24 protein-coding genes, 1 other RNA gene and 1 riboswitch are annotated in these 23,458 nt (G+C 41.5%); of the genes, 5 read left to right on the top strand and 20 right to left on the bottom strand.

From position 1 onward, the window contains the following. Positions 1 to 184 precede the first annotated feature (184 nt). From pbuX to NSS92_RS04295, 12 genes are all read right to left on the bottom strand, one after another. Entirely contained in the window at positions 185 to 1,504 is a 1,320-nt protein-coding gene (pbuX, locus tag NSS92_RS04350) for a xanthine permease PbuX (protein WP_267587457.1), read from the bottom strand. Then, complete coding sequence (xpt, locus tag NSS92_RS04345) at positions 1,501 to 2,085, bottom strand: xanthine phosphoribosyltransferase (RefSeq protein ID WP_142945847.1); 585 nt, start codon at positions 2,083 to 2,085, stop codon at positions 1,501 to 1,503. The genes pbuX and xpt overlap by 4 nt, the downstream gene beginning before the upstream one ends. Positions 2,086 to 2,202: 117 nt before the next feature. Beyond that, positions 2,203 to 2,302: riboswitch (purine riboswitch) on the bottom strand. 136 nt (positions 2,303 to 2,438) lie between these two features. After that, positions 2,439 to 3,944 carry a carboxypeptidase M32 gene (locus NSS92_RS04340; RefSeq protein WP_340866991.1) on the bottom strand — a complete coding sequence of 502 codons (1,506 nt, stop codon included), beginning with the start codon at positions 3,942 to 3,944 and terminating at the stop codon, positions 2,439 to 2,441. A 125-nt stretch (positions 3,945 to 4,069) separates the two neighbouring features. Beyond that, positions 4,070 to 6,007, bottom strand: a complete 1,938-nt coding sequence (locus NSS92_RS04335) for an ATP-dependent DNA helicase (RefSeq protein ID WP_340866990.1) — start codon at positions 6,005 to 6,007, stop codon at positions 4,070 to 4,072. Between the two features lie 75 nt (positions 6,008 to 6,082). After that, complete coding sequence (locus NSS92_RS04330; protein ID WP_111290353.1) at positions 6,083 to 6,280, bottom strand: hypothetical protein; 198 nt, start codon at positions 6,278 to 6,280, stop codon at positions 6,083 to 6,085. Positions 6,281 to 6,384: 104 nt separating this feature from the next. Continuing rightward, positions 6,385 to 7,539: a THUMP domain-containing class I SAM-dependent RNA methyltransferase gene (locus NSS92_RS04325; protein WP_267587454.1), complete on the bottom strand. Its 1,155-nt coding sequence runs from the start codon at positions 7,537 to 7,539 to the stop codon at positions 6,385 to 6,387. 108 nt (positions 7,540 to 7,647) lie between these two features. After that, positions 7,648 to 8,034: RNase P RNA component class B (gene rnpB, locus NSS92_RS04320), an RNA gene on the bottom strand. Between the two features lie 60 nt (positions 8,035 to 8,094). After that, positions 8,095 to 8,400, bottom strand: coding sequence for a cell division regulator GpsB (gpsB, locus tag NSS92_RS04315; protein ID WP_012010336.1), 306 nt, complete (start codon positions 8,398 to 8,400; stop codon positions 8,095 to 8,097). A 75-nt stretch (positions 8,401 to 8,475) separates the two neighbouring features. Next, a complete protein-coding gene (locus NSS92_RS04310; protein WP_267587453.1) occupies positions 8,476 to 9,018 on the bottom strand; it encodes a DUF1273 domain-containing protein in 543 nt (180 codons plus the stop codon). A 48-nt stretch (positions 9,019 to 9,066) separates the two neighbouring features. Continuing rightward, complete coding sequence (locus NSS92_RS04305) at positions 9,067 to 9,303, bottom strand: CotD family spore coat protein (protein WP_075623378.1); 237 nt, start codon at positions 9,301 to 9,303, stop codon at positions 9,067 to 9,069. Positions 9,304 to 9,619: 316 nt separating this feature from the next. Then, the gene (locus tag NSS92_RS04300) at positions 9,620 to 10,867 is read right to left on the bottom strand and encodes a ribonuclease H-like domain-containing protein (RefSeq protein ID WP_340866988.1); all 1,248 of its coding nucleotides are present in this window, start codon (positions 10,865 to 10,867) and stop codon (positions 9,620 to 9,622) included. Between the two features lie 24 nt (positions 10,868 to 10,891). Continuing rightward, a complete protein-coding gene (locus tag NSS92_RS04295) occupies positions 10,892 to 13,138 on the bottom strand; it encodes a DEAD/DEAH box helicase (RefSeq protein WP_340866986.1) in 2,247 nt (748 codons plus the stop codon). Positions 13,139 to 13,298: 160 nt separating this feature from the next. On the opposite strand from NSS92_RS04295, the gene NSS92_RS04290 reads away from it, so the two are divergent. Continuing rightward, positions 13,299 to 14,417 (top strand): NADH-dependent flavin oxidoreductase, encoded by a 1,119-nt coding sequence (locus NSS92_RS04290; RefSeq protein WP_224928710.1) that lies wholly within the window; start codon positions 13,299 to 13,301, stop codon positions 14,415 to 14,417. A gap of 58 nt (positions 14,418 to 14,475) precedes the next feature. Here NSS92_RS04290 and NSS92_RS04285 read toward each other — a convergent pair whose 3' ends face one another. Then, complete coding sequence (locus NSS92_RS04285; protein WP_039183169.1) at positions 14,476 to 14,982, bottom strand: PTS sugar transporter subunit IIA; 507 nt, start codon at positions 14,980 to 14,982, stop codon at positions 14,476 to 14,478. A 168-nt stretch (positions 14,983 to 15,150) separates the two neighbouring features. Between NSS92_RS04285 and NSS92_RS04280 the strand changes: the two genes are divergently transcribed. After that, positions 15,151 to 15,570 (top strand): Hsp20/alpha crystallin family protein, encoded by a 420-nt coding sequence (locus NSS92_RS04280; RefSeq protein ID WP_041109586.1) that lies wholly within the window; start codon positions 15,151 to 15,153, stop codon positions 15,568 to 15,570. Between the two features lie 20 nt (positions 15,571 to 15,590). Here the strand turns inward: NSS92_RS04280 and NSS92_RS04275 are convergent, their stop codons facing one another. From NSS92_RS04275 to NSS92_RS04265, 3 genes are all read right to left on the bottom strand, one after another. Further along, on the bottom strand, positions 15,591 to 16,043 hold the full coding sequence (locus tag NSS92_RS04275) for a YppG family protein (protein ID WP_340866985.1): 453 nt from the start codon (positions 16,041 to 16,043) through the stop codon (positions 15,591 to 15,593). Positions 16,044 to 16,150: 107 nt separating this feature from the next. Next, the gene (locus tag NSS92_RS04270) at positions 16,151 to 16,531 is read right to left on the bottom strand and encodes a YppE family protein (RefSeq protein ID WP_267587449.1); all 381 of its coding nucleotides are present in this window, start codon (positions 16,529 to 16,531) and stop codon (positions 16,151 to 16,153) included. A gap of 49 nt (positions 16,532 to 16,580) precedes the next feature. After that, the gene (locus tag NSS92_RS04265) at positions 16,581 to 16,817 is read right to left on the bottom strand and encodes a DUF5446 family protein (RefSeq protein WP_024428114.1); all 237 of its coding nucleotides are present in this window, start codon (positions 16,815 to 16,817) and stop codon (positions 16,581 to 16,583) included. Between the two features lie 194 nt (positions 16,818 to 17,011). Here NSS92_RS04265 and sspM point away from each other — a divergent pair, with 194 nt between their 5' ends. Further along, the gene (sspM, locus tag NSS92_RS04260; RefSeq protein WP_012010346.1) at positions 17,012 to 17,116 is read left to right on the top strand and encodes an acid-soluble spore protein SspM; all 105 of its coding nucleotides are present in this window, start codon (positions 17,012 to 17,014) and stop codon (positions 17,114 to 17,116) included. 23 nt (positions 17,117 to 17,139) lie between these two features. Here the strand turns inward: sspM and NSS92_RS04255 are convergent, their stop codons facing one another. Beyond that, positions 17,140 to 18,096, bottom strand: coding sequence for a DUF2515 domain-containing protein (locus NSS92_RS04255; RefSeq protein ID WP_340866981.1), 957 nt, complete (start codon positions 18,094 to 18,096; stop codon positions 17,140 to 17,142). A gap of 46 nt (positions 18,097 to 18,142) precedes the next feature. Between NSS92_RS04255 and recU the strand changes: the two genes are divergently transcribed. Continuing rightward, the gene (recU, locus tag NSS92_RS04250) at positions 18,143 to 18,778 is read left to right on the top strand and encodes a Holliday junction resolvase RecU (protein WP_267587562.1); all 636 of its coding nucleotides are present in this window, start codon (positions 18,143 to 18,145) and stop codon (positions 18,776 to 18,778) included. Between the two features lie 19 nt (positions 18,779 to 18,797). Further along, positions 18,798 to 21,509, top strand: coding sequence for a PBP1A family penicillin-binding protein (locus NSS92_RS04245; RefSeq protein WP_340866980.1), 2,712 nt, complete (start codon positions 18,798 to 18,800; stop codon positions 21,507 to 21,509). A 36-nt stretch (positions 21,510 to 21,545) separates the two neighbouring features. On the opposite strand, the gene NSS92_RS04240 is transcribed toward NSS92_RS04245, so the two are convergent. Genes NSS92_RS04240 through NSS92_RS04230 form a run of 3 tightly spaced genes read right to left on the bottom strand, consistent with a single transcriptional unit; the run spans position 21,546 to position 23,436 of the window. Beyond that, positions 21,546 to 22,055 (bottom strand): YpoC family protein, encoded by a 510-nt coding sequence (locus tag NSS92_RS04240; protein WP_340866979.1) that lies wholly within the window; start codon positions 22,053 to 22,055, stop codon positions 21,546 to 21,548. Next, positions 22,052 to 22,714 (bottom strand): endonuclease III, encoded by a 663-nt coding sequence (gene nth, locus NSS92_RS04235; RefSeq protein WP_034280464.1) that lies wholly within the window; start codon positions 22,712 to 22,714, stop codon positions 22,052 to 22,054. The genes NSS92_RS04240 and nth overlap by 4 nt, the downstream gene beginning before the upstream one ends. Before the next feature lie 17 nt (positions 22,715 to 22,731). Continuing rightward, entirely contained in the window at positions 22,732 to 23,436 is a 705-nt protein-coding gene (locus tag NSS92_RS04230) for a DnaD domain-containing protein (protein WP_267587445.1), read from the bottom strand. Positions 23,437 to 23,458 lie beyond the last annotated feature (22 nt).

The raw sequence follows: 23,458 nt of genomic DNA, 5'->3' as shown, positions 1-23,458 counted from the left end.
ATCACAAAAAGCCCGTATCCAAAAGATGCGGGCTTTCAGCTTGTAGACAAACCCTCACACGCTCCTTCTTAGGATCCTAGGACTTCAAAGGTTTTTTATCAAGCTAAAAAGAAGACAAAGAGCTAAAATAAAAGGTCATTTTAGCTCTTTGTCCATAATCTGAACCCCTCTCCAAGAGAGGGGTTTACATAACAGATTGCTTAGGTTCTTCTACCAGGTCATGCCCGGCTTCTTTTTTAAAAGGAATCATGTGATAAATAATATGAAGCAAAATTGCGGTAAAGCTTCCGGCCACAATGCCGTTACTTGTTAATAATTTAATCGATTCTGGCAGATGCTCAAACATTTGCGGTACGACGGTAACACCTAAGCCGATTCCCACAGAGCAAGCAACAATCAGCAAGTTCTCCTGCTTTGCAAAGTCCACGCGCGAGAGCATTTTAATACCGTATGCAATGACCATGCCAAACATGGCAACCATTGCACCGCCAAGAACTGACTTTGGAATAATCGTCGTAAAGGCAGCGATTTTAGGAAAAAGACCAAATAACATGAGCAATGCCCCTGTTACGACAATGACTTGGTTTTTCTTGACGCCTGTTAACTGGATCAATCCAACGTTTTGCGAGTAAGCTGTGTACGGAAAAGCATTGAAGATTCCGCCTAATAACACAGCAATCCCCTCTGCCCGATAGCCTTTAGCCAAATCCTTCTCTTTTAATGAACGGTTTGTTAAATCACCTAGTGCGAAATAAACGCCTGTTGATTCAACTAATGACACAATCGCAACTAACGTCATGGTCATGATCGGTGCAAATTCAAAGGTCGGCATACCAAAATAAAATGGCTCAATCATGCGGAAAACCTGGGCGTTTGCCACCTCAGCTGTCTCCACTTTTCCCATAAACGCAGCAACTGCTGTCCCAAGAAGAATACCGATTAAAATGGCGATCGCCTTCATAAACCCTTTCGTGAATCGATAGAGCAGTACAATGATAAACAGCACAAGAAAAGCGAGCCCTAGATTCTCAAAAGAACCATAATCCGCACTTCCTTCTCCTCCTGCCATATTATTCATCGCTACAGGAATAAGGGTGATACCAATAATAGTGACGACAGAACCTGTTACAACAGGCGGGAAAAATTTCACAAGCTTTCCAAAGAAAAAAGAAAGAAGAATGACAATACATCCAGAAGCGATAATACTTCCATAGATAGACGAAATTCCATACTTAGAGCCAATCGCAATCATAGGAGAAACTGCTGTAAAAGTACAGCCTAATACAACAGGCAGACCGATCCCAAAAAAGCGGTTTTTCCATACTTGAAGCAATGTGGCCGCCCCGCACATGAAAATATCCGCAGAGATTAAGTAAGTCAGCTGTGCAGGCGTGAGCCCAAGCGCATCTCCAACAATGAGCGGCACAAGAACAGCCCCTGCATACATCGCCAGTACATGCTGAATGCCCAGCGAGAGCGTTTTGACTTTTTTAGCGGCACTCATGATTGTACCTCCCGTACAAACGTGACTTTCCCTTCCTCAAGTGATTCAATACGTGCGAGGGATTCGACGCGGTAGCCCATTTGCAAAAGCGCATTTCTTCCGGGCTGGAATGACTTTTCAATGACAATGCCAAATCCAGCTACTTTCGCCTTCGCCTGCTTTGCAATCGCAGCAAGCCCTTTTGCAGCTTCGCCATTTGCTAAAAAGTCATCGATGATTAACACACAATCATTTTCACTCAGATGCGTATTTGAGACAGCAATCGTGCTTTCTACTTTTTTCGTAAAAGAGTACACACTGGCTGTTAACAGGTTATCCGTTAATGTGAGTGATTGACGTTTTCTTGCAAACACAACAGGTACTTGAAGAGCAAGCCCAGCCATCACAGCAGGCGCGATGCCTGAAGATTCGATTGTGATGATTTTTGTAATGCCATCATGCTTAAATAATCTAGCAAACTCTTGCCCGATCTCATGCATTAACACAGGATCAATTTGATGATTTAAAAAAGCATCTACCTTTAACACTTGATTTGACAGAACGATTCCTTCGTTCTCAATTTTTTGACGTAACAATTCCATCATTCTTCCCCCTAGCATATTGGCAAACATTTAATTTTTTGCATAAAAAAAGCATTGCTGTCCATGAGGAGCAAGCAATGCGAAAACGATCCACGGATCTTCAGCTCAAACAAGAGCTGTTTCATTTTGCTCACTCATAGTCGGACCGTATCGGTGTCCGGTAGAAACTTGCGTGCCATCATCACGCGATTATATGAGTGTTATAGTGTTCAAATTATAACAAGATTTCAGACGCTTGGAAAGCACTTTTCCAGAAAAATACCGAACTAAAATAATAGATCAGCGCAAAATGTTCGTTTTTAGAATATTCAAGCATCAAAAAAGCACCCCTCTCACGAAAGGGTGCCCTTCTTTTATGATAAATACAGTTTCGTATATTTATCCGTTAAGTAGTCGATTAAATATTGAACATTTAATTCTTCGCCTGTTGCATCTTGAATGATTTCAGATGGCTTTTTCCGTTTTCCATGCTGGTGAACATGTTCTGTAAGCCATTCTTTTATCGGTGCAAAAGACCCATTTTGAATGAGCTTATCAAAATTTGGTAAATCTTTGATCATTTGCTGCTTTAATTGCGCCGCATACATGTAACCAAGGGCATATGAAGGGAAATATCCAAAGCTTCCATCAGACCAGTGAACATCCTGCAAGATACCGAGTGCATCATTAGGAGGCGTAATGCCAAGATACGCTTGATATTTTTCATTCCAAAGTGCAGGCAGATCTTCAACCGCTACTTCTTCATTGAAAATTGCTTTCTCAATTTCATAGCGGATGATAATGTGAAGCGGATACGTCAGTTCATCGGCTTCTATTCGAATGTAAGTCGGCTTCGATTCATTCACTGCATGCACAAAGTCATCTAAGGAAACATCTTTAAATTGCGCAGGAGAGGCTTCTTGCAGCTTTTGATAATACGTTTTCCAGAAATCTTCGTGTCTGCCGATAAAGTTCTCAAAGAAAAGAGACTGTGATTCATGGATACCCATCGAAGTGCCATCACATAAAAGTGTTCCGCTCAGTGCTTCATCAATGTTTTGCTCATAGATCGCATGACCACATTCATGAATCGTGCCAAAGATCGCCATTCGAAAATCATGTTCATCGTAACGGGTCGTCACACGTACATCGCCTCTGCTTAAAGTCACTGCAAATGGATGGACTGTTGTATCAAGGCGACCTGCGTCAAAGTCATATCCTAATTCTTTTAAGAAAAAGAGGCTCAATTCCTTTTGTTTATCGATTGGAAAGCTTTTCGATAAAAATGAAGTATCCGGCTTATTAGGAGAGGCTTCGATTTTTTTCACGAGAGGAACGATGGCGTCACGAAGTGCACCAAATTTTTGATCAAGCTGTTCAACCGTCATATCTGGCTCATAGTTATTGAGCAGCACATCATAAGGCGTTTTTTTCACGCCCCAATATTGGATGAAACGCTTGTTAAAGTCAATGAGCTGTTTTAAATATGGTGCAAAGAGAGAAAAGTCTGATTTCTCCCTTGCTTCTACCCAAACATGCTCTGCTTTTGATTGCAAAATCGAGTATTCTTTAAATTCTTCTTTCGGAATTTTGCTGTTTTCATCATATTCTTTTTGTGATAATTCGAGCGCCTTCTGTGTATCTTTTGACAGCTCATCTCGATGTTTGTTTAATGCGAGAAGAAGATCTCTCATTTCATCAGAAGTCTTCATATTAAAAATATCACTTGATAATTGACCGATCGTTTCAGCTCTAAAATCCGCACTTTTTTTAGGTGCTTGTGTTCTAGAGTCCCAATAAAGTAAATGGAGCGCCTCTGTATAATGGGCGATTTTCCCTAGTAATTGATAAAACGCTTTCTCAGTTGCTTCAAGACTCATGCGCTTGTTCCCCCAATCAATAAAATATGTATGTACGTTTCAAGGCTACTTCAATGAATGTTCTTTTGTCAATGAAAAAGGAGGATACACAGTGGTATCCTCCTCATTTGCAAGTTTTCATCTATTTAGGATGTGATGATGGGCTTCACTGGCAGGACGGATTCAATTTTACTTTGAAGCTCAGTATCTTCCTTACGATCAAAGTAAATATGAATGCTTCCTGCATCTTGGCTTGTCCGGATCAGTCTTCCGATACCTTGGCGTAAGCGAAGCAGCATATACGGAAGGTCAACTTCAGCATGTGCATCCTTTGCTTCATTCCGTTTCGCTTCAAATACCGGATCATGCGGCGGATAAGGAAGTCCCCAGATGATCACATTCGTTAATGATTGACCTGGAATATCAAGCCCTTCCCACAGATGAACAGAGCATAACACGGATGTCTCATCAGCTTGGAACTTTTGAACAATCGTGCTGATTTCCTCGTCTCCCTCAAAATATACGTCAAACGGCAGTGATTCATTTGCTGCCTCAAGCTGCTTTCTAAAGAAATGGAGTTCGTCAAATGAAGGGAATAATATCAGAGATCGTCCTCCATTTTCTTTCAGCTGAGTGATCACTTGCTGTGCTTTAGCCTCTTGCTCAGTGAGCTGCTGAATTCCGTGGAAATAAATCTTCATTTGTTCATCGTAATCATACGGCGAAGCGACACTCATTGATAAGTAATCTTTAATCCCAAGACTTTCAGCTAAATAATCAAAGGATTGATTCTCAGACAATGTAGCGGAAGAGAAAATATATGGTCTTTTTTGCGAGAATACTTTTTCGCCAAGTACCTCTGCAACCGTCTTCGGCATCACAACAAATGTTGTATCTAATTCCTGTTTTTCCAGCCAGCTAATGGCATTTTTTTGATAAAGCGATAAAGAATACGCCATTTGTTCAATGTATTCTTCCACAACAGATAATTCATATTGATCGATCGTATACATCTCAGATTCAAACACGAGCGCTTCTCCGATTTTTTCAAGCAAGTCACACAATTCACTTGCAGAACGCTTCACCTCATCCACACGCCCAATTTCAAGCCGGTGCGAGCCTTTGACTTCTTTGGCATGTGTTTTTAAGAGATAAAAGAACTCATCGTTTGTTGCAAGTGCATCTTCAACAAGCTCTGCAAATTCTTCGCGTATGTCGTTTTGCAAAAGACGTTCCAAAAATGTTTCGAGCGTTGATTGCTTCACTCGGTAAGTTAACGCTTTTTGTGCGGCAAACTCGAGAAGATGTCCTTCATCAAATACAACGGAGCTATGCTCAGGAAGCAGCGGAAGCTGGCCCTCACGTTTTCGGGATTCCTTCGTCCACACATGCTCCATGTAAAAATCGTGTGAACAAATGATGAGGTCTGTCGCTTTCCGGTAATGATCTCTTGATAAATTCAGACCGCAGCGATGACGCATGTCGCACGTCAGGCAGTCCTGAAACGAGTCATAGCCAATTCGTGACCATTCATCATTTGATAATTCTGGATACTCTTTTCGATCGCCATACGGATAAAAGGTTTGCATGCCATGAGATTCATGAACAAATGAAGGAAGTGATTCATAAATATCGAGCCACTTTTCATCATCTTCACGCTGCATCGTTTTCTCTAGTTTTTTTAAGCATAAATATTGATCATGCGATTTACTTAATCTCGCATCTATTTGAATATCAAGGTGATTGGCAATTTTATAGATATCACCTTCTTGTTTAACGAGCTGTTCAATTAACGTTTCGTCTGCACATGCAATAATCGCAGGCTTCCCTGTATACCTTGCATATGTGACGGCAAATAATAGATAGACGATGGTTTTGCCTGTGCCTACCCCAGCTTCGGCAAACATCACACTTTTTTCTTTAAAGGCTCTTTCTAGCTGAAAAGCCATAAATATTTGTTCATCTCGAAGATCAAAGCCCTTTTCTGGCAAAATGTCATAAAACACATCACCAATCCAGTTGCCCAGTTCTTCGTAAAAATTATGTTCTTTTGATAATGAAAAAGGCAAACGAGATGCTGTCACCTGCTTCAACCCCCAACTTTTGAATCATTCAGACATTCAATAGTACCATTTACGCTGGGGAAAAACAATCTTTTTTTATGAGCGCAGGCGATGTTGATAGTTTTCCTTCATTAAAAAGGCATGCTCAGAACGTTCTATGTATGCCTGAGCCAGCGCTAAATCTTCGATGGCTGCCGTAAGCTGAGCAGATTGTCCACCTTCATGCCCTTCTATTTCTTGAGCAGTCGAAGTGAGTGCTTTTTGGATTAACTGAATTTGATCATAATGAATCATAAAGACACCTCTTTTTTTAGAATCAAGTTCAGTTTATTCCGCCATGCGAGGAGTTATACCTTTTCAGCATAAAAAAGCCGCACCTTTTTTCGGTGCGGCCATTATTACGATTCGGTTGTTTGCTTTCTAGGCGGGCGTTTTCCCCAATATTGATAATAGTCTGTTTTGATAAATCCATTAAACAGTTTTCTTTTTTTCGTCGCTTTTCTTCCGAAGCACTCTTCGAATTTTTCGTGTGACGTTAAGATGTAAATGGACCAGGTGTCTAGGTTCTTAAATGCTTCACCCATTCCTTGATACATTTTTTCAACTGCTGGTTTATCACTCAATCGTTCACCGTAAGGAGGATTTCCGACAATCACACCGTACTCTTCTTTTGTTTGAAAGTCTTTTACTTGCATTTGCTTAAACTCAATCAGTTCACTTAGTCCTGCTTCTTCTGCATTCATTTTTGCAATGTCTACCATACGATGGTCGATATCACTAGCAATGATCTGAAGCGGCTGGTCATAGTTTGCTTTTTCTTCTACTTCCACACGCGCTTTGTTCCATACGTCTTCACCGATCCATTCCCATGATTCAGACGCAAAATCCCGGTTAAATCCTGGGGCAATATTTTGTCCTATCATCGCTGCTTCAATGGCGATTGTTCCTGATCCGCAGAAAGGATCCACAAACGGACGGTCAGGTGTCCAGTTCGTTAATAAGACGAGCGCAGCAGCAAGCGTTTCTTTAATAGGTGCTCCGCCTTGATCCATGCGGTATCCGCGTTTATGAAGACCTACACCAGATGTATCAAGCGTAAGAACCGCTTTATCTTTTAAAAGAGCGATCTCGATTTTATATTCAGGTCCCGTCTCTTCAAGCCATTCAGACTGAATGTTGTAGGAGGATTTGAGCTTTTGCGCGATGGCTTTTTTGACGATGCGCTGGCAGTCAGGCACACTGGCAAGCTGAGATTTCACAGATTTACCGATGACAGGAAACGTACTGTTTTTCGGTAAAAAAGCGGCCCAGTCAATCGCCTTAGTCCGCTCAAAAAGCTCATCAAATGTTTTTGCCGAAAATTCAGCAACTTGTACCTTGATTCGGTCTGCTGTACGCAGCCAAAGGTTTGCACGGCAAATCGCCAGAGCATCCCCCTTGAAGATCACTTTTCCGTTGTCGACTGTGCACTCATAGCCAAGGTCTCTTACTTCTTTTGCAACAATTGCTTCAATTCCCATTGGAGCTGTTGCGATGAGTGTATAGGTTTTCATTGATTTATCACCTGTTTTCTCGTCCTTTTATGTATTCAAGATAAAAGCTCTCCATATGTTGAAATAGGAGAGCTTTGTTTCATCATGTTTATTATAACGGATTTAACGTTCTGTAAGCCATGTTTTGTTCCATCGTACTGCAAACGGCAAATGCCTCGTACTCAGGTGGTAATCATCTATCTACAGAATTCTCTGTCCTTCTCTCCGTTTGGTTCCTTTGAGAAAGTTCCCCTACCAAGTTTGGGTTTCTCGCTCGAGGGGTTTACCGCGTTCCACTCTCACCATTTCTAGTGAGACTTCGTCACTGTGGCACTTTCAAGGATACTTTGCCATATCCTAAAAAGGACGTAGGCATTTTTCCTGCCGTCAGCCTTTCCCAGGCTGCCCTGGCTTATTTTTTCGCCAGGCACGAACACTACGGGCATCTCAGCACCGTGCGAGCATGGACTTTCCTCTGCAATGCCCTAAATAGCATTACAGCGATTACCCGAACGTTAATCAATAAGCGTTATTATAAACGACAATGACATCTGGCACAAGCTTTTTCAGCAAGACTCAATCATAAAGTTTGCTGCCGAAAACGTGTTTCTCAAGGTTCGATAGTCTTTTTAAAATATCAAAGTTCGTTGTATTAGACTGTGCAGGCTGTCTTTTTCCTTGTTCAACAGCTTCTTCAAGCTGTTTTGACAAGTGGAGGTTTTCTTGTTGAAGTTTTTCGATTTCTTGGTTGAAGGTCTCATAGTCTTTAATGACCATATCTAAAAATTTATCGACTTCTTCTTGTTTGTACCCTCTGACACCTGTTTTAAATTCTTTTTCTAAAATTTCTTTCGCAGAAAGCTTTACTTTATCAGCAAGCATCTTTTTCACCTCATATCGTGAATTCATAGTATATTTTTTCAGAAATACGTGACGTTGTCAAATTTTCTCTTGCTTTTAATCAAAAAACGGATCTTCCGCCTCAACCTGCGCTCTTAGATCATCCATCGTGATGTACATAATGGGGTAATCGGTATAGGCTTCCGCCTCTCTGATCATATACTTCGGTGATCCCTCATGCTCGGGATCATATAGGACGAGAAGACCATCTGTTTTTTCAATAAAAAAGCGGTTCTTTTGTTTAAATTGTGCCGGACTTTCATACGGTCTATGCGTGACACTTTCTACAAAATCGGCCTGTGCAAGAATTCCTTCATACAACTCTTTGTTTTGTTCATTCCAGCGCTCTTCCTGTTCATAAAATGGCGTAATGACTGCAAGTTTTAACGATGGATATTCCTCCTGAAGCTCAAACACCACTTCGGCTGTCCAGATTTCTGCCCCAAGCTGTCCTGATATGAGCACCCATTCCAGACCTTCTTCGATAAGGGCTGTCAGCCTTTTTTGAAGCTCCGCTTTTATGTATTGAAGTGCAGGCTCGTCTTGTTTGAATATCCCAAGCTCAAACGGCTTGTACCCTGTGACAGCAATGATTTTCATTTTTTCACCTGCTTTTAAAAAATGGGACTTATAAAAGTCCCATTCACTTTATCTGTTACAGCAAGGTCCACCGCAGTTAAAGTGTTGATGTGTTGCCGGGTCCACCTGAGAAAACGTATGCGGGAAGTAGTGAACATGTTTGAAATTATGGTGGTGAACATTTGTTACATGCTGCGGGTGGATATGCGGCACAATTGTTGTTGACTCGCTGTGTGTACAGCAATGATTCGTCGGATGAACAATTGGCTGTGTAACATTCGGATGGCAATGATGATGATGGTACATGTAGCATTCCCCTCTCCTTTATTTTCTTACATTAACAATGTATGAAACAAGAGGTGTACATGTACTAATGCATTAACCTATTTTAAAAGTTGGCAAGAAAAATATCTTTATAGTTTGAAAACACAAAAGCGACCAAAATGACCACAAGAAAAAACAAGTAGAAAAGACCCTTATACATGCTATACGCTCCTCATTCAATATCTAACGTTATTTTACAGGATTCGCGGACTTTCTACAATAAAAGTGCTAAACAATTTTTATTTTCGGCCGAGAGCCGAACGTTGTCATTTTTTGCGCTTTCCCGGGTAATAATATTTCATTGCCCAGCTTTTCTCAATAGCCGTTTTTTTCGCTTCTCAAGCTCTTCCGTGTCTCGCTCGCTTAACGATGAGAAAGATAATAAAGATTCCGTGATGGAAAGAGCTGACCTTGCATCTTTTTGGCGATGCTCTTTAAACTTCGCAAGCTCTATGCCCGCTTTTAATGCTAAATGGACATCACTTGATTCAAATAATGTTTCCCATATTCGAATCGCTTCATCCCATTGGTTTAGCCGTTTATATTGTAAGGAGAGATCATAAGCTGCCTGATTGGCATGCTCAAAATCAGCACCTGTTAATTCCCGCAAATGCTTCGTGGCTTCCTGTACATCACGATGCGCAAGGTGCCATCTAGCCAGTGCATATTTCTCATCGTGCTCCTTTACAGCATCCATAGAAAGAATTTTTTTGGATAGATGAATGTAGAGGCTGATTAATGATAGGACGTCTAATTCATTATGAGTCAAAATCCCTTCAATGAGTTTAGGATTTTGTTCCTTTAAAAAATGAAAATAGATCATCGGTGCCAAAAAACCCGGTGTGTCGCCTTCCCGGTGAACGTGCAGCTCTTCTTTTTCCACCACGGACAACGCCATTCGTTCATATTTATGCTTCCACAATCGTCTTGATCCATGTAGAAGATCAAAATGTCCAAAATCTGGAAGTGTAGGGATTTGATCTCGTAATAAGGTATGTCTCGTTTTCACTTGCGGCCAATCGAACGATTTTCCATTATATGTCACTAGAGATTCTACGTTCACTTCATCGAGAAAGCTTTTATAAAGAGCCGCTTCATTTCCCGGATTCGTGAGCAGGTGCTGTTTCACCACTACTTTGTCAGCAAAAACCCGTGCATGTCCTAGCAAGAAGATCATATTTCCCGTCCCGCCAGATAATCCTGTTGTTTCTGTATCAAAGAAAAACAGTTCATGCGGCTTGTAACCTTTAGCCGATAGAGAATGCTGAATGCCGCTTTTGTTCCATGCCTCGATGATCTTTGGCAGTTCCGCAAACGAGTAGAGTCCATGCTTGTCATCTAATGAATAGGTGACTTCTCGAATGAGACAAAAAGAACCCTCAAAGTGATAAGGAACTGCACCCAATTGCTCCCATTCCTTTAAAAATGGAATGTTTTCGGCCGTTACAGACTGATGTTGTCCTTCCACTGCTTTTTGCCGTTTTTCATTTGGTTGGTTGTGCGATAGGTGCTTCTTCATTCTATTTAATTTCCCTTTTAAAGACATAAGTAGGTCCCTTCCTCCTTTCCCTTAAAATACAGACATCAATTCAACAATGCTGCTTTTTCCGCTCACCTCTTTCATTTCCATGCCAATACAGGAGGGACAGCCGTTCTCACAGCGGCACCGCTCTATCAACTGAATGGCTGCACCTGCTATTTCATCGAAACGAGCTTGGACTTCTTTGCTTAAGCCGATTCCGCCAGGGTAGTGGTCATATAAAAAGACTGTAGGTTTGCCGGTATGTGCCGCTTTAATTTGTGAAACAACATGAATATCTGAACGGTCACACATCACAAAAGCAGGTACAATGTGCTGAAGAACATTTGCGATGCCAAGCAGCAGTTGTTCAAGTGTTTTCTCTTCAAATCTCCGCTCTGCTTCATGTAATTCAAACCAAGCCGCACTTGTATGAATTTCTTCTTCAGGTAAGTGAATAGGACCAGAACCGATATTTTCACCGGTACTGAGCCGGATTTTTTTGAAAATGGTCGGCATTGCGTTGACAGTTACATCACCGTAGTGAACAGATACTGCTTCTTTCTCTGTCGTCTGATCGATTTCAAGCACCTTGAGCTGAACAGCTAAATTAGCATCTGTATAGTATTCTACATCCACCTGTTTCACATAAGCCTTCAAATGCTCGTAATCTAGCTTTTCTACTTGATACTGAACCCCTTCATGTAAATAAATCGCTTCATCATGAAGCAATGTCATTGCACTGAATCGATCCATCTCTCCAATAATCCGAACATTCGCTACGTCGGATTGATCCACAATCACCACATTTTCCTGGCTTGCAGACCGCAGGCTGATCCCATGCGCTGGGAACGATTGATCTGACCAATAATACCGGTTCCCGCTAAAATGAAGAACCCCTTCCTCATGTAAGTATTGCAAAATGTCTTCTACTTCCATGTCGCCAAACTGTTCATCCGACCGAAATGGCAGCTCGTAAGAAGCACATTTTAGATGATCCACTAAAATAATGAGGTTTTCAGGATTGATTCTGGCTGCTTCAGGCGGTCTATTAAAGAAATATTCAGGGTGTCTGACAATATATTGATCAAGGGGTGAGGAACTCGCCACCATGATAATAAGCGCCTCCTCATGACGCCTTCCAGCACGTCCTGCCTGCTGCCATGTACTCGCTACACTGCCAGGATACCCCGTCATAATGCACACCTTTAGCTGACCTATATCTACCCCTAATTCTAGTGCGTTCGTGCTGACGACTCCTAAAATGTCCCCTTCTCTTAATCCCTTTTCAATCACGCGCCGCTCTTTTGGCAAATAGCCTCCTCGATACCCGCGAATCGATTTTGGACCGATTTCTTTTTTCACAAGCTCTTGAATATGACTTAATATCACTTCTACCCGTACTCTGCTTCTAGCAAAAACGATCGTTTGGATTTTTTCTTTTAAAAATGTTTTAGCCAATTGATTGACGACAGTTGCAGCGCTTTGTCTAATATTTAATGGCTTATTCACCACTGGCGGGTTATAAAACACAAAATTCTTTTTACCGCTAGGCGCTCCGTTTCGTTCAATAAGATGCACTTTGCTCCCTGTGAGCTGCTGCGCCAGCTCTTTTGGATTCGCAATCGTTGCTGAAGTACATATAAACACCGGATCACTTCCGTAAAATGCACAAATTCGCTTTAACCTGCGAATTACATTGGCCACATGACTGCCAAACACACCTCGATATGTATGAAGCTCATCAATGACAATATACTTCAAATTCTCAAACAAGCTGACCCATTTCGTATGATGAGGCAAAATAGCTGAATGCAGCATATCTGGGTTTGTGATGACAATATGTCCTGCTTGTCTGACTCGCTGCCGAATAGCTGGGGAGGTGTCCCCGTCATATGTTTCACTATGAATCGGAACATCCATCTCGTGGATGATCTCGTTAAGTTCACTCTTTTGATCCTGCGCGAGGGCTTTTGTTGGGAATAAATAAAGAGAGCGGTTTGTCTGGTCTTCTGCAATCGACTGAAGAACAGGCAGATTGTAGCAAAGCGTTTTACCTGAAGCTGTTGGTGTAACAGTCACTACATGCTCACCGTCCATTACACGTTCAAAGGCTTCTTTTTGATGAATGTACAGTTCTTTCACGCCTCGTTTTTCAAGTGCCTTTTTTAGCCTGTCGTCCACTCTTTCAGGAACGGGAGAGGTCTGTGCAGGCTTTGCTTTAAATTCATGCCAATGTTCTACCTGTTCGTCTTTCTTTAATTCTTCTATCAGCTCATTCATTGTTTTCTTTTTCATATTGCGTCCACCTCTCATTCTAGTGTACCGAATATTTGTTTGCATGACTAGGCGGCAATTTTTTGATGCTGGGCTTATGAGCAAATACTTTGAACTGTTGTAACAGTATCTATTACACTTCTATAGTGAAATGATTTTATCAAGGAAGAAGATGATCAGATTGAAGAACGAATTTAAGCCTTTATTTGAACCATTTACGTTTCCAGGAGGCGCCTCTATTGATGGCCGGTTAGTGGTTGCTCCAATGACACACTTTGGTTCTCATGACGATGGCACCATTTCAAAAGACGAAATTGACTTCATTACAGCTAGATCAAGTGAAATGGGCATGGTAATTACAGCATGTGCGAACGTGACTCCAGATGGGAAGGCATTTGAAGGACAGCCTTCTATCGCAAGAGATGAAGATATCCCTGGCCTGAAAAAACTGGCTTCAGCAATCCAGGCAAAAGGAACAAAAGCCATTATTCAAATTCATCACGGCGGCTCTCAGGCCCTCCCTCACTTAGTTCCAAACGGTGATGTGGTTGCGCCAAGCGATGTGTTTAAAGATGGAAAACAAATTGCACGCGCTTTAAAAGAAGAGGAAATTACTCATATTATCGACTCCTTTAAAGAAGCGGCAAGACGAGCGGTTCAAGCAGGGTTTGACGGCGTGGAAATTCACGGGGCAAACGGTTATTTATTACAGCAATTTTACTCACCACATAGCAATCAGCGTACAGATCAATGGGGAGGAAATGAAGAAAAACGTCTAGCTTTCCCTATTGCTGTTGTAGATGCAGTCAAGGAGGCCATCAAAGAACATGCGGCTAAACCGTTTATCTTTGGATACCGGCTATCTCCTGAAGAACCAGAAACACCTGGTTTAACAATGACAGAGACGTTTACATTAGTGGATGTTCTCAAAACAAAAAACCTCGATTATTTGCATATCTCTTTAATGGAAATTGGCTCTAAAGCAAGACGAGGCGCAGATTCTAATAAGACACGTATGGAACTGCTAAAAGAACGCTGCGGCGATACTCTTCCGCTTATTGGAGTAGGCAGCGTCATTACAGCTGAAGATGCACTCCATGCTTACAATCAAGGAATTCCACTGATCGCTGTCGCAAGAGAGCTGATCGTCGATCCAGATTGGGCAAAGAAAATTAAAGAAGGCAGAGAACAAGAGATTGAAACCGTCATTAAACGCAGCCAAAAAGACAAGTATCTCATTCCAGAAGGATTGTGGTCTGTCATGGAAGCGAGTCAAGGCTGGGTTCCAATGGAGGATTAATGTCCTCACCTCAATAAAAAAACTACCCTATCAATGGGTAGTTTTTTCTATTCATGGATTATTTCATTTTCACTGTAAAGAGCTTGGACATCTGCTTTTCTACAGAGCCTTTTGGTTCTTTATCAAGTCGTTCGACCAGGTCACCGTTCATAATCACAATCGGTGTCACTGTACTTGATGCTTTCTCTTCAATCAGTTCTAAATCACACGTAATAAGAGGATCACCGATTTTCACTTTATCCCCTTCTTTAATGTGTGCTTCAAATCCTTCACCATTTAACCCAACTGTTTCAAGTCCGATATGAATCAGAAGCTCAAGCCCCGAGAGTGTTCGAATGCCAATTGCATGTTTTGTATGGAAGAGCTGAATGATTTCACCCTCTACTGGTGACACAATCGTCCCACTTTTTGGTTTTACTGCTACGCCGTCTCCCATCATCTTTTGAGAAAAGACGGGATCTGGTACATCAGTCATATCCATTAACTCTCCATCAACTGGAGAATAAATGACTTCTTCCTTTACATCATCTTGGTTTTTTCCGAAACCGAATAATTTTTTCAGCAATGTCTATTTGCTCCCTTCAAGCTTTGCTTCCTAGATCTATTCAGTGTATGAAACTTTGCGCCCATACACCTTGCTTCATTAACACTATTTAATCATAATTTTTCCCTCTCATCAATTGATAACCGCCTGAGCCCTTTCTGCATAGGCTGGAGATGAGAGGTGATTCAAATGAAACATGAAGGCGAAAAGAAACATGAAATGCTGGCAAATGAAGATATGCTATATGAAGCGATTGAACAATTTTTTGCATCCTCCCCGTTTCACGAGATATTAAATAGTGCGGAGGCACTCATGACCACATCGCACTCACTTGCATCAATTACGACCGATGTGACAGAGGATGAACAAAATGTGTATATCGAGATTCAATTTCCAGACCATTTTGTCGAAGGAGACATTGCGCTAGAAGTAAAAGCCCAATATTTACACTTATCAGTGCAGGAAAAAATCAAAACGGATACGACTTCCTCGTATTCAAGCTTTACCAAAACCATTTTAATGCCGGCAAAAATAGATGAAACGAAAATGAAGAGTGTATGGAAAGATCAATCGCTTCATGTTTCTGCGCCAAAGCAAACAACCCAATAGATCGATCTATTGGGTTTTAACTATGCTTTAAAAATGCTTGTAAATCCTTTCGCCAATGAGCCTACTTGATTCATTGTACTCATCATTTGGCCAGCTGTATCAAACATTTTGTTAAAATCGTATTGCCCATTTGTCTTTTTGAATTGTGACAGCACACTTTTAAATTGAGATGGCTGCTGTTTTTGCGGTCTTGGCAAAGGATAAGGATTCATAGGTGTCTGCATGGGCATCATGCCTGGCGGCTGCATTTGGGGTGGATTCATCGCTTCAGGCGGCTGTAAAGGCGGCACATTTTCTTGGTATCCATAAGGCGGCTGATAAACAGTAGATGGTGCTTGGTTCATTCCACCTTGATATGGCGGCATGAAATAGTCTGGAGGCTGCGGAGGCTGCTGCTGCATCTCTGAATACGGAAAAGGCCTTTGCTTGAATTGATTGAATTCATAAGGCTGCTGGTTTGAATAAGGGAACATCTATCTCGCTCCTCTCGCTCTCAACACATATTGATGTCACTCATATATTATGATCAAGAGCAGCAGATGTGCCTAAAGAAGCCATAAGAAAAACGCAGCATATGTCTTCAGCTGCGCTTTTTGATTTCTTCTATTAAAAGGTTCAGTGTGTAAACCACTGACTCAACTAAATTTTTCACACGGGGTGCGTGCTGTTTGCCAAAATAAGATTGCAGGACTACCTCTTTACCATTTTCTTTTACGGCTTCAAGCTGTTCTTGGTGTAAATATCTAGGTTGGGCCTGCTCAATAAACGAGATCGCAGCGGTGAGCCACTCTTCCATTTTCTGATCAAATGTAACAACGGCCGGCTGAATATCCGTATAAAAATCATAAGATGGGTACTCCTCTTCAGCCTTTCCCTTTTGGTACTGCTCATACGCTTCTTCGATCCATATTCTCAAGTTTTGTGTATGTTCAAGTAATGTTTGATTATCCAAAGTGTTCACCTCTATGAACCATCCTATCAAACGTTTACCTATTGCTCAAATAGAAAAGCTATCCGGCGTGATATGCCGGTCTTGCCGCCAGTTTATACTCGGCTGCATGCAGCTTCACTTCACAATCCTTCACTTCTGATTCAAGCCGGTCAATCATTTGTTCTTGCTCTTCTATCGCTGCCCGTTTTGTCTGCTTCACAGCAAGAGACAGCTCTTCCTCCACCGCATCAATTTTCCGCTCGATTTCCTCTAACAACTGCATAATGGATTCTTTTGATACAAATTCGCTCATCATCAGATTCCTCCTTTATCGTCTCTCGTTACATTCTCTTTTCTTTCTCACCCTCCTTCACACATGACAAAACTAGAAGCAAATCGCCAATCTAAGTGTAGATGAGCGCTATTTCTTCCTTTTCGACAGATGCTTGTCCTTCTTTGTATGATTGCGTCCGATTGTGTAAATTCTAAGGACAAAAGGAGGTAGATTTCATGAAAAAGCAGCCAGCACCAAAAGAGCAAAAGCCAAAAGGGAAAGAAAACAGTACAGATCAGCTTGATAAAAAGCTCGGCGGTCCTAATCGTCCATCAACGTAAAAAAAGCAGGCACCCCCTGCTTTTTATTTATGCAAAAAATAGTGCTCTAATGAAAAAAGAAAACGAAGCTGCCTTTTTTTATGGAAATACCAGTCGGTCAGTTCAATTTGTTTTGGCAGCGGCTCTGCCTCAAATAAAGATGGACTCAATTTCTTATGAAACCAATCTTCCCTTTGATCGTCTAATGAATGTGTCATCACCGGATAAACCGTTCGAAGAAAAGGTGTTGACCTTCTAGCGATCCCTAAATAAGACTCAAAATCAAACCGAGACCCTGTATGCGGAACGGTATGCAAAAAATGATAAAAATCCGAAAATAAATCGGCTCGAAATAATAGTTTCGCTAGTTTTTTACCTAATGTAATGCGTTCCTTTACATTGGAAAACTTCCGTATGGTTAATCCGTACAAATGCCCGTCCACCGTTGGAAAAACAACGGTTTGGAAATGTCCCCACTCGCTGAAAAGATATTGAATCGAGTGAAAAACATTCTTTTTCAGATGAGGATTTTGTATAATAGGAGATTGTATAGTATATTGTTCATTTATGATGAGTGCATAAAGCAGACGCTCTCTGTCACGCTTTAGCCAGAAACGTTCCCACTCAGCACTCATAAAACGAGACACGGAGAAATAAGGCAGCAGATGAAACAAAGGTTTATTGCATCGCTTAGACCATTCATACAAAAGAAGCTGAGGGTAAGCATCTGAAAAGATCAGCCAATTCGCTCTTTCATATGCTGTGAAAAAAAGGTGCCCCTGCTGATCCGTTAAACCTGGATGGAAGAGCTCGCCCTTTAAATCTGTCATGGACCACCCAGCATTTCTCGAGACAAAGGAAGCGAGCAGCGACCATTTCATCTCTGGATGCCGGTCATAAAAGCGCTTGTAAGCATTTGTCCTCGTCAGGTTGTCTTTATTTTTTGCTTTCGTTTCACGCAAAATTTGCTGAGTGATGATGTGCTCTTCTTGGGACAACATGGTGATCTCTCCAATACAAAATGCATTAAAAGGAGGCTGAAACTTGATGATTCGGTATCCAAACGGAAAATCGTATCAGCCCATTCAACAAATTGGGACAAAAAAAAGAAGCAGCGGCGAATCCTCTTATAGTAACCGCGGGATGACGCTTGAGGCTGATTTAAATGAATCGAACCAATACTATTTGGTCAACGGGATCGCAGTTATTCATAAAAAGCCTACCCCAGTTCAAATTGTGAATGTGGATTATCCAAAAAGAAGTGCTGCTGTCATTAAAGAAGCCTATTTTAAACAATCATCCACAACAGACTATAACGGGGTGTACAAAGGCCGCTATATCGATTTTGAAGCAAAGGAAACCAAAAGCACTACCTCGTTTCCGCTCAAAAATTTCCACGACCATCAAATTGAGCATATGAAACAGGTTGAAAAGCAAGGCGGTATTTGTTTCGTTATTATATCCGCTTTTGGCTCCGTTTATTATTTGCCCGCTTCAGATCTCTTTTTCTTCTGGGAGCGGCAGAAGCAAAACGGCCGTAAATCCATTAGCAAAGACGAATTAATGGAAGCAGGCCACATAATGACACTTGGATATTCGCCAAGAATTGATTATATTAAAGTAGTGGAGACACTTCATTTTTCGGATGAAAGCAAGCAGCAATTACGTTCGAAAAAGGTTTAACACGAAAGGTTGAGATGTGATGTCTGATCAATTTACAAGTCGTGAACAGCGACGTAAAGCAAGTCAAGAAAACAATAAGAAGCAAAAGAACAAAAAAGGCAAAAAGAAAGCAGGTCTATTTAAAAAAATATTTTTATCTTTACTCGTGATCGGTCTACTTTGTTTAGTTGCCGGAATCACAACTTTTGCCGTTTTTGCATCAAGCGCTCCTTCTATTGATGATAGTAAGCTTAAAACACCATACTCTTCAAAACTTTATGATAAAGACAAGAAAGTGTTTGCAGAAGTTGGTGCAGAAAAAAGAACGTATGTCTCGATAAAAGACATACCCGATGTGGTAAAAGACGCGTTTATTGCGACTGAAGATGCACGTTTTTATAAGCACCACGGGATTGATCCTATCCGTATTGGCGGTGCCCTTGTCGCAAACGTTGAGGACGGCTTTGGTGCTGAAGGCGGAAGTACAATTACACAGCAGGTTGTGAAAAACTCCCTCTTGAGCAATCAAAAGACGTTAAAACGGAAAGTACAGGAAGTATGGCTCTCGATTCAGCTTGAGCAAAAATACTCTAAAGATGAAATTTTAGAAATGTATTTAAACCGTATTTTCTTCTCTCCTTATGCTTATGGTGTGGGGAAAGCAGCTGAACAATTTTTCGGAGTCACAGATCTAAATAAATTAACTGTTGCACAGGCTGCCACACTTGCAGGGATGCCGCAGAGTCCTTCTGCCTATAACCCAGTGAAACATCCCGAGGCAGCGGAAAAACGCCGTAATATCGTTTTAAGCCTTATGAAAAAACAAGGCTACATTTCAGAAAAAGATTATGACGCTGCAAAAGCAACCCCTGTCAGTAAGACAGTTGTTTCAGCTAGTAAATATAAGAGCCAAAACTCTAGTAAGTACTCTGCCTACATTGAAGAAGTGATGGAAGAAGTTCAGAAAAAAGCCAAAGTTGATGCGTCAACTGATGGATTAAAAATCTATACTTCACTTGATCGAAAAGCACAGGATCACCTAAATGATATCATTAATGGAGATTCAGTTGGATTTACGAAAGGGATGCAGGCGGGTGTCACCCTGCTTGATACGAAAAATGGTGAAATTCGCGCCATTGGCGGTGGGCGTGATGTACCAGCCGGCGGCTTTAACTATGCGACGGATGCAAAACGCCAGCCAGGGTCCACAATCAAACCAATTTTAGATTACGGCCCAGTCATTGAAAACAAAAAATGGTCAACATATCAGCAAATTGATGATGCGCCATATACGTACTCGAACGGAACGCCGATTAATAACTTTGACAGAAGACACTTAGGGAAAATGTCGATGAGAAGTGCTTTGGCACAATCTCGTAACATCCCTGCCCTAAAAGCTTTCCAAGAAGCTGGTACAGACAATGCCGTTCAATTCGCTAATAACTTAGGTATGGACTTACCGTCTGACATTCCAGAGTCCTACTCAATCGGTGGATTTGACGATGGTGTCTCCTCCCTGAAGATGGCTGGAGCATTTAGTGCATTCGGTAATAACGGATACTATAACGAACCGCATGCCGTCACATCTGTTGAATTTAATGACGGGACAAAGCTTGACCTTACGCCGGACTCAAAAGCAGCAATGAGTGATTACACAGCATTTATGATCACAGATATGCTGAAAACTGCTGTCCAATCTGGAACTGGTACACTTGCACAAGTACCGAACGTTCAAGTAGCTGGTAAAACAGGTACAACGAACTTCACACAAGATGATATTAATAAATACAATATCCCTTCTGGCGGTGCGAAAGATTCGTGGTTTGTCGGTTATACGCCGCAATATACAGCAGCCGTTTGGACTGGAATCGGTAATTCAAAAGATGCAGACGGCAAAATGTGGCTGAATGATTACGAGCAGCGTGTTGCCAAAATCGTCTTCCAGCGATTAATTTCTCAAATTGATGATGGAAGCGGCTCATTTGAAAAACCAGACAGTGTCGTCGAAGCTTCAGTTGAAAAAGGATCGGATCCAGCCAAATTAGCAGGACCGAATACACCGAGTGACAAGAAGACAACAGAATACTTTGTAAAAGGAACGGTCCCGACAAAAGTGTCTGACACATATGAGAAAAAAGAAGCCGATAAGCCTTCTGACTTAAAAGCGGTGTATGATGAAGAGAAAAAATCCATTACACTGACTTGGGGCTATTCTGACGACGCAGATGCTACATTTAATGTGAAGCAAGCGGTTGATAATGGCGGCTATAAAGAGATTCAAAACAGCTCTGCTAAAGAAGCGGTCATCTCTGATGTGAAGCCTGGCTCCACATATAAATTCCAAGTGACAGCCACTGTAGAGGATGTCACAAGTAAAGCGGCTTCTACCTTCCTCACCATTAAGGATGACGCAGATGAGGAAGAAAAAGCGGATGATGAGAATAAAGAAGAAGAAAAGCCGCAGCAGCCTGACGACGAGCAGACAGACCAAACAGACGATAACAAAAATCAGCCCCCTGGCACTGACGAGCAAAAGCCTGATGATAAAAAAGATCAAGATAAGGATCAGGACCAGGGCGGAAATACAGAAAACGGAAATAATGATTCTTCTGGTGATGGCTCAGACAGTACAAATGGGAACAGCGGCAACTCACAAACTGATAATAAAGATAAAAAGAAAGATGATGAGAAAGCCAACTCTCAAAGTTCCAATTCGCAATCAAATGCTACTTCTCGAAAAGAAGATGAATAATGAAAAAGCACTTGCCTCCTATGGCAAGTGCTTTTTTTAACGCTGCTGTCTGATTTTTTTAAGTGCTTCATATTTTCCATACTGCTTTTTTAATTCCGTGTATAGCTCGTCCAATTGAATAAAGCAGTGATATTGAGTAGGTTTTAACAAAATGAACTCTAAACGTTCCGTCCAATTAATCGGAGCAACAGGAAATGTCTCTTGCTTGATATGTTCCCATTCAAACGTTTGGACACTCTCCCCTTTGATCCAGTAAAACATCGCAATCATACTGACGATTCCTTGCAGCATATCATCTTCTTCACAGCGGGATTTTCTTGTTTGGAAACGAGGAAGCATTTTTTCTTTTAATTCATTCCACAGTTCGAACATCACTGGAACAAATTCTTCAGTTTCCTGCCATGGAAGCTCGTCTATTAATGGTTCTGAAGATAGATCATATGCAAGTGGATTGGCTCTCAGTATATCTACTCGCTCATCTTTGATCTCTACCTTTTTCTCTTTTAGCTTTTCAACATATGTGGTGAAAACAGCTGCTCCGCTCATGCCAGCTTCACCAGTCCTTTTTTCAGCCTCTTCTGCCCTTCTCTGCACATATCAAGAAGCGGACACGATTCACACTGCGGCCGCTGCGCCTTACAATGATATCTCCCAAAAAAGATCAGGCGGTGATGCGTGACAGACCAATCTTCTTTTGGCACCTTTTTCATCAAAGTTTGCTCTACTTCAAGCACAGAATCTTTCCAGCGGCAGATGCCTAGACGCTTGCTCACTCGTTCTACGTGTGTATCTACTGCTATTGCCGGTACCCCAAAAGCGACCGAAACGACGACATTTGCTGTTTTCCGGCCAACCCCAGGAAGCTTGACAAGCTCATCCCGGTCCTTTGGTACTTCACCGCCATATTCTTCAATCAGCATTTTGCTCAACTTTTGAATATTTTTAGCCTTATTCCGATAAAGACCAATCGAGCGAATATCTTGCTGCAGTTCTTCAAGCGGTACACTTAAATAGTCTTCTGGTGTTTTATATTTTTGAAATAGCGTTTTGGTGACCTTGTTGACAAGCACGTCTGTACACTGAGCAGAGAGTGCAACAGCAATCACAAGCTCAAATGGATTGTCATGAACAAGCTCACACTCAGCCTCTGGAAACATATCTCCTATAATATCTAAACACTCATTGATTTGTTTTTTGGTTAACATGCCTTCTCCTTTATTGGTTATTGTTCCAGCCAATTATAAAAAGGAACTTGTCGTTTATAAGTGGACGTCTCTTCTTTTGAAGGTGGCGTTTTCTGCTGAGAACGGAAATGCTGGCTATGCTCTTTTGCCTCTTCCGCTGTTTTCAGCCCTTTCTTTTTCCACTCAAATAAAATTCGATCAATATAACGGAAATTTAATTTCCCTGATAAAACGGCTTCTCTTAGCGCTAGCCGAATCATCTCAGCATCATGATGGTCTTGATCCATCCAGATCGAAAGTGTTTCTCCTTCAAGAGGAGACAGCGGTCTGCCGAATTCATCTTCAAATAAAGCATATAAAGATTTTTCAGCCTGCACATGATGTTTTTGCGCTTCTTTCGCCTGTTTTGCTTCTAAAAAGTCATACAGCACGCCCCATAAAGGTTCTACTGAATAGCGGTCATGCTGAATACCAGACCTGTCTTCAAATGGCTGAATCGAGATAAATCCTTTTTGAATGAGATGCTGAACCATATACGCACACTCTTCCGCAGAAATGGTCATGCCATGAGAAAGCTCTTCAAATGTTTGGAAGAAAATGCCTTGTTCTTCATTCATTTTAATTTTAAGCATTACCATCATCTGTGATTCATTCAGTCCTAACTGCTCATAATGAGCAATCAGCAAATTGGGCAAACTTGTCAACCCCATTTGCTGCATGTTAATAAATTGCTGCCTATTCATCGGATACACCTCTTAATTTTAA

This window comes from Bacillus sp. FSL M8-0166 (genome assembly GCF_038008825.1).
Classification (GTDB): Bacteria; Bacillota; Bacilli; order Bacillales; family Bacillaceae; genus Bacillus; species Bacillus safensis.
Note: the sequence above shows the minus strand (reverse complement) of the source record. Positions and strands in the feature narration are given on the sequence as shown.

Coding starts and splice junctions, on each gene's coding strand:
- pbuX (WP_267587457.1), bottom strand. CDS start 1,504: ATGAGTGCCGCTAAAAAAGTCAAAACGCTCTCGCTGGGCATTCAGCAT.
- xpt (WP_142945847.1), bottom strand. CDS start 2,085: ATGGAATTGTTACGTCAAAAAATTGAGAACGAAGGAATCGTTCTGTCA.
- NSS92_RS04340 (WP_340866991.1), bottom strand. CDS start 3,944: ATGAGTCTTGAAGCAACTGAGAAAGCGTTTTATCAATTACTAGGGAAA.
- NSS92_RS04330 (WP_111290353.1), bottom strand. CDS start 6,280: ATGATTCATTATGATCAAATTCAGTTAATCCAAAAAGCACTCACTTCG.
- NSS92_RS04325 (WP_267587454.1), bottom strand. CDS start 7,539: ATGAAAACCTATACACTCATCGCAACAGCTCCAATGGGAATTGAAGCA.
- gpsB (WP_012010336.1), bottom strand. CDS start 8,400: ATGCTTGCTGATAAAGTAAAGCTTTCTGCGAAAGAAATTTTAGAAAAA.
- NSS92_RS04310 (WP_267587453.1), bottom strand. CDS start 9,018: ATGAAAATCATTGCTGTCACAGGGTACAAGCCGTTTGAGCTTGGGATA.
- NSS92_RS04305 (WP_075623378.1), bottom strand. CDS start 9,303: ATGTACCATCATCATCATTGCCATCCGAATGTTACACAGCCAATTGTT.
- NSS92_RS04300 (WP_340866988.1), bottom strand. CDS start 10,867: ATGTCTTTAAAAGGGAAATTAAATAGAATGAAGAAGCACCTATCGCAC.
- NSS92_RS04295 (WP_340866986.1), bottom strand. CDS start 13,138: ATGAAAAAGAAAACAATGAATGAGCTGATAGAAGAATTAAAGAAAGAC.
- NSS92_RS04280 (WP_041109586.1), top strand. CDS start 15,151: ATGAAACATGAAGGCGAAAAGAAACATGAAATGCTGGCAAATGAAGAT.
- NSS92_RS04275 (WP_340866985.1), bottom strand. CDS start 16,043: ATGTTCCCTTATTCAAACCAGCAGCCTTATGAATTCAATCAATTCAAG.
- NSS92_RS04265 (WP_024428114.1), bottom strand. CDS start 16,817: ATGATGAGCGAATTTGTATCAAAAGAATCCATTATGCAGTTGTTAGAG.
- sspM (WP_012010346.1), top strand. CDS start 17,012: ATGAAAAAGCAGCCAGCACCAAAAGAGCAAAAGCCAAAAGGGAAAGAA.
- NSS92_RS04255 (WP_340866981.1), bottom strand. CDS start 18,096: ATGTTGTCCCAAGAAGAGCACATCATCACTCAGCAAATTTTGCGTGAA.
- recU (WP_267587562.1), top strand. CDS start 18,143: ATGATTCGGTATCCAAACGGAAAATCGTATCAGCCCATTCAACAAATT.
- NSS92_RS04245 (WP_340866980.1), top strand. CDS start 18,798: ATGTCTGATCAATTTACAAGTCGTGAACAGCGACGTAAAGCAAGTCAA.
- NSS92_RS04240 (WP_340866979.1), bottom strand. CDS start 22,055: ATGAGCGGAGCAGCTGTTTTCACCACATATGTTGAAAAGCTAAAAGAG.
- nth (WP_034280464.1), bottom strand. CDS start 22,714: ATGTTAACCAAAAAACAAATCAATGAGTGTTTAGATATTATAGGAGAT.
- NSS92_RS04230 (WP_267587445.1), bottom strand. CDS start 23,436: ATGAATAGGCAGCAATTTATTAACATGCAGCAAATGGGGTTGACAAGT.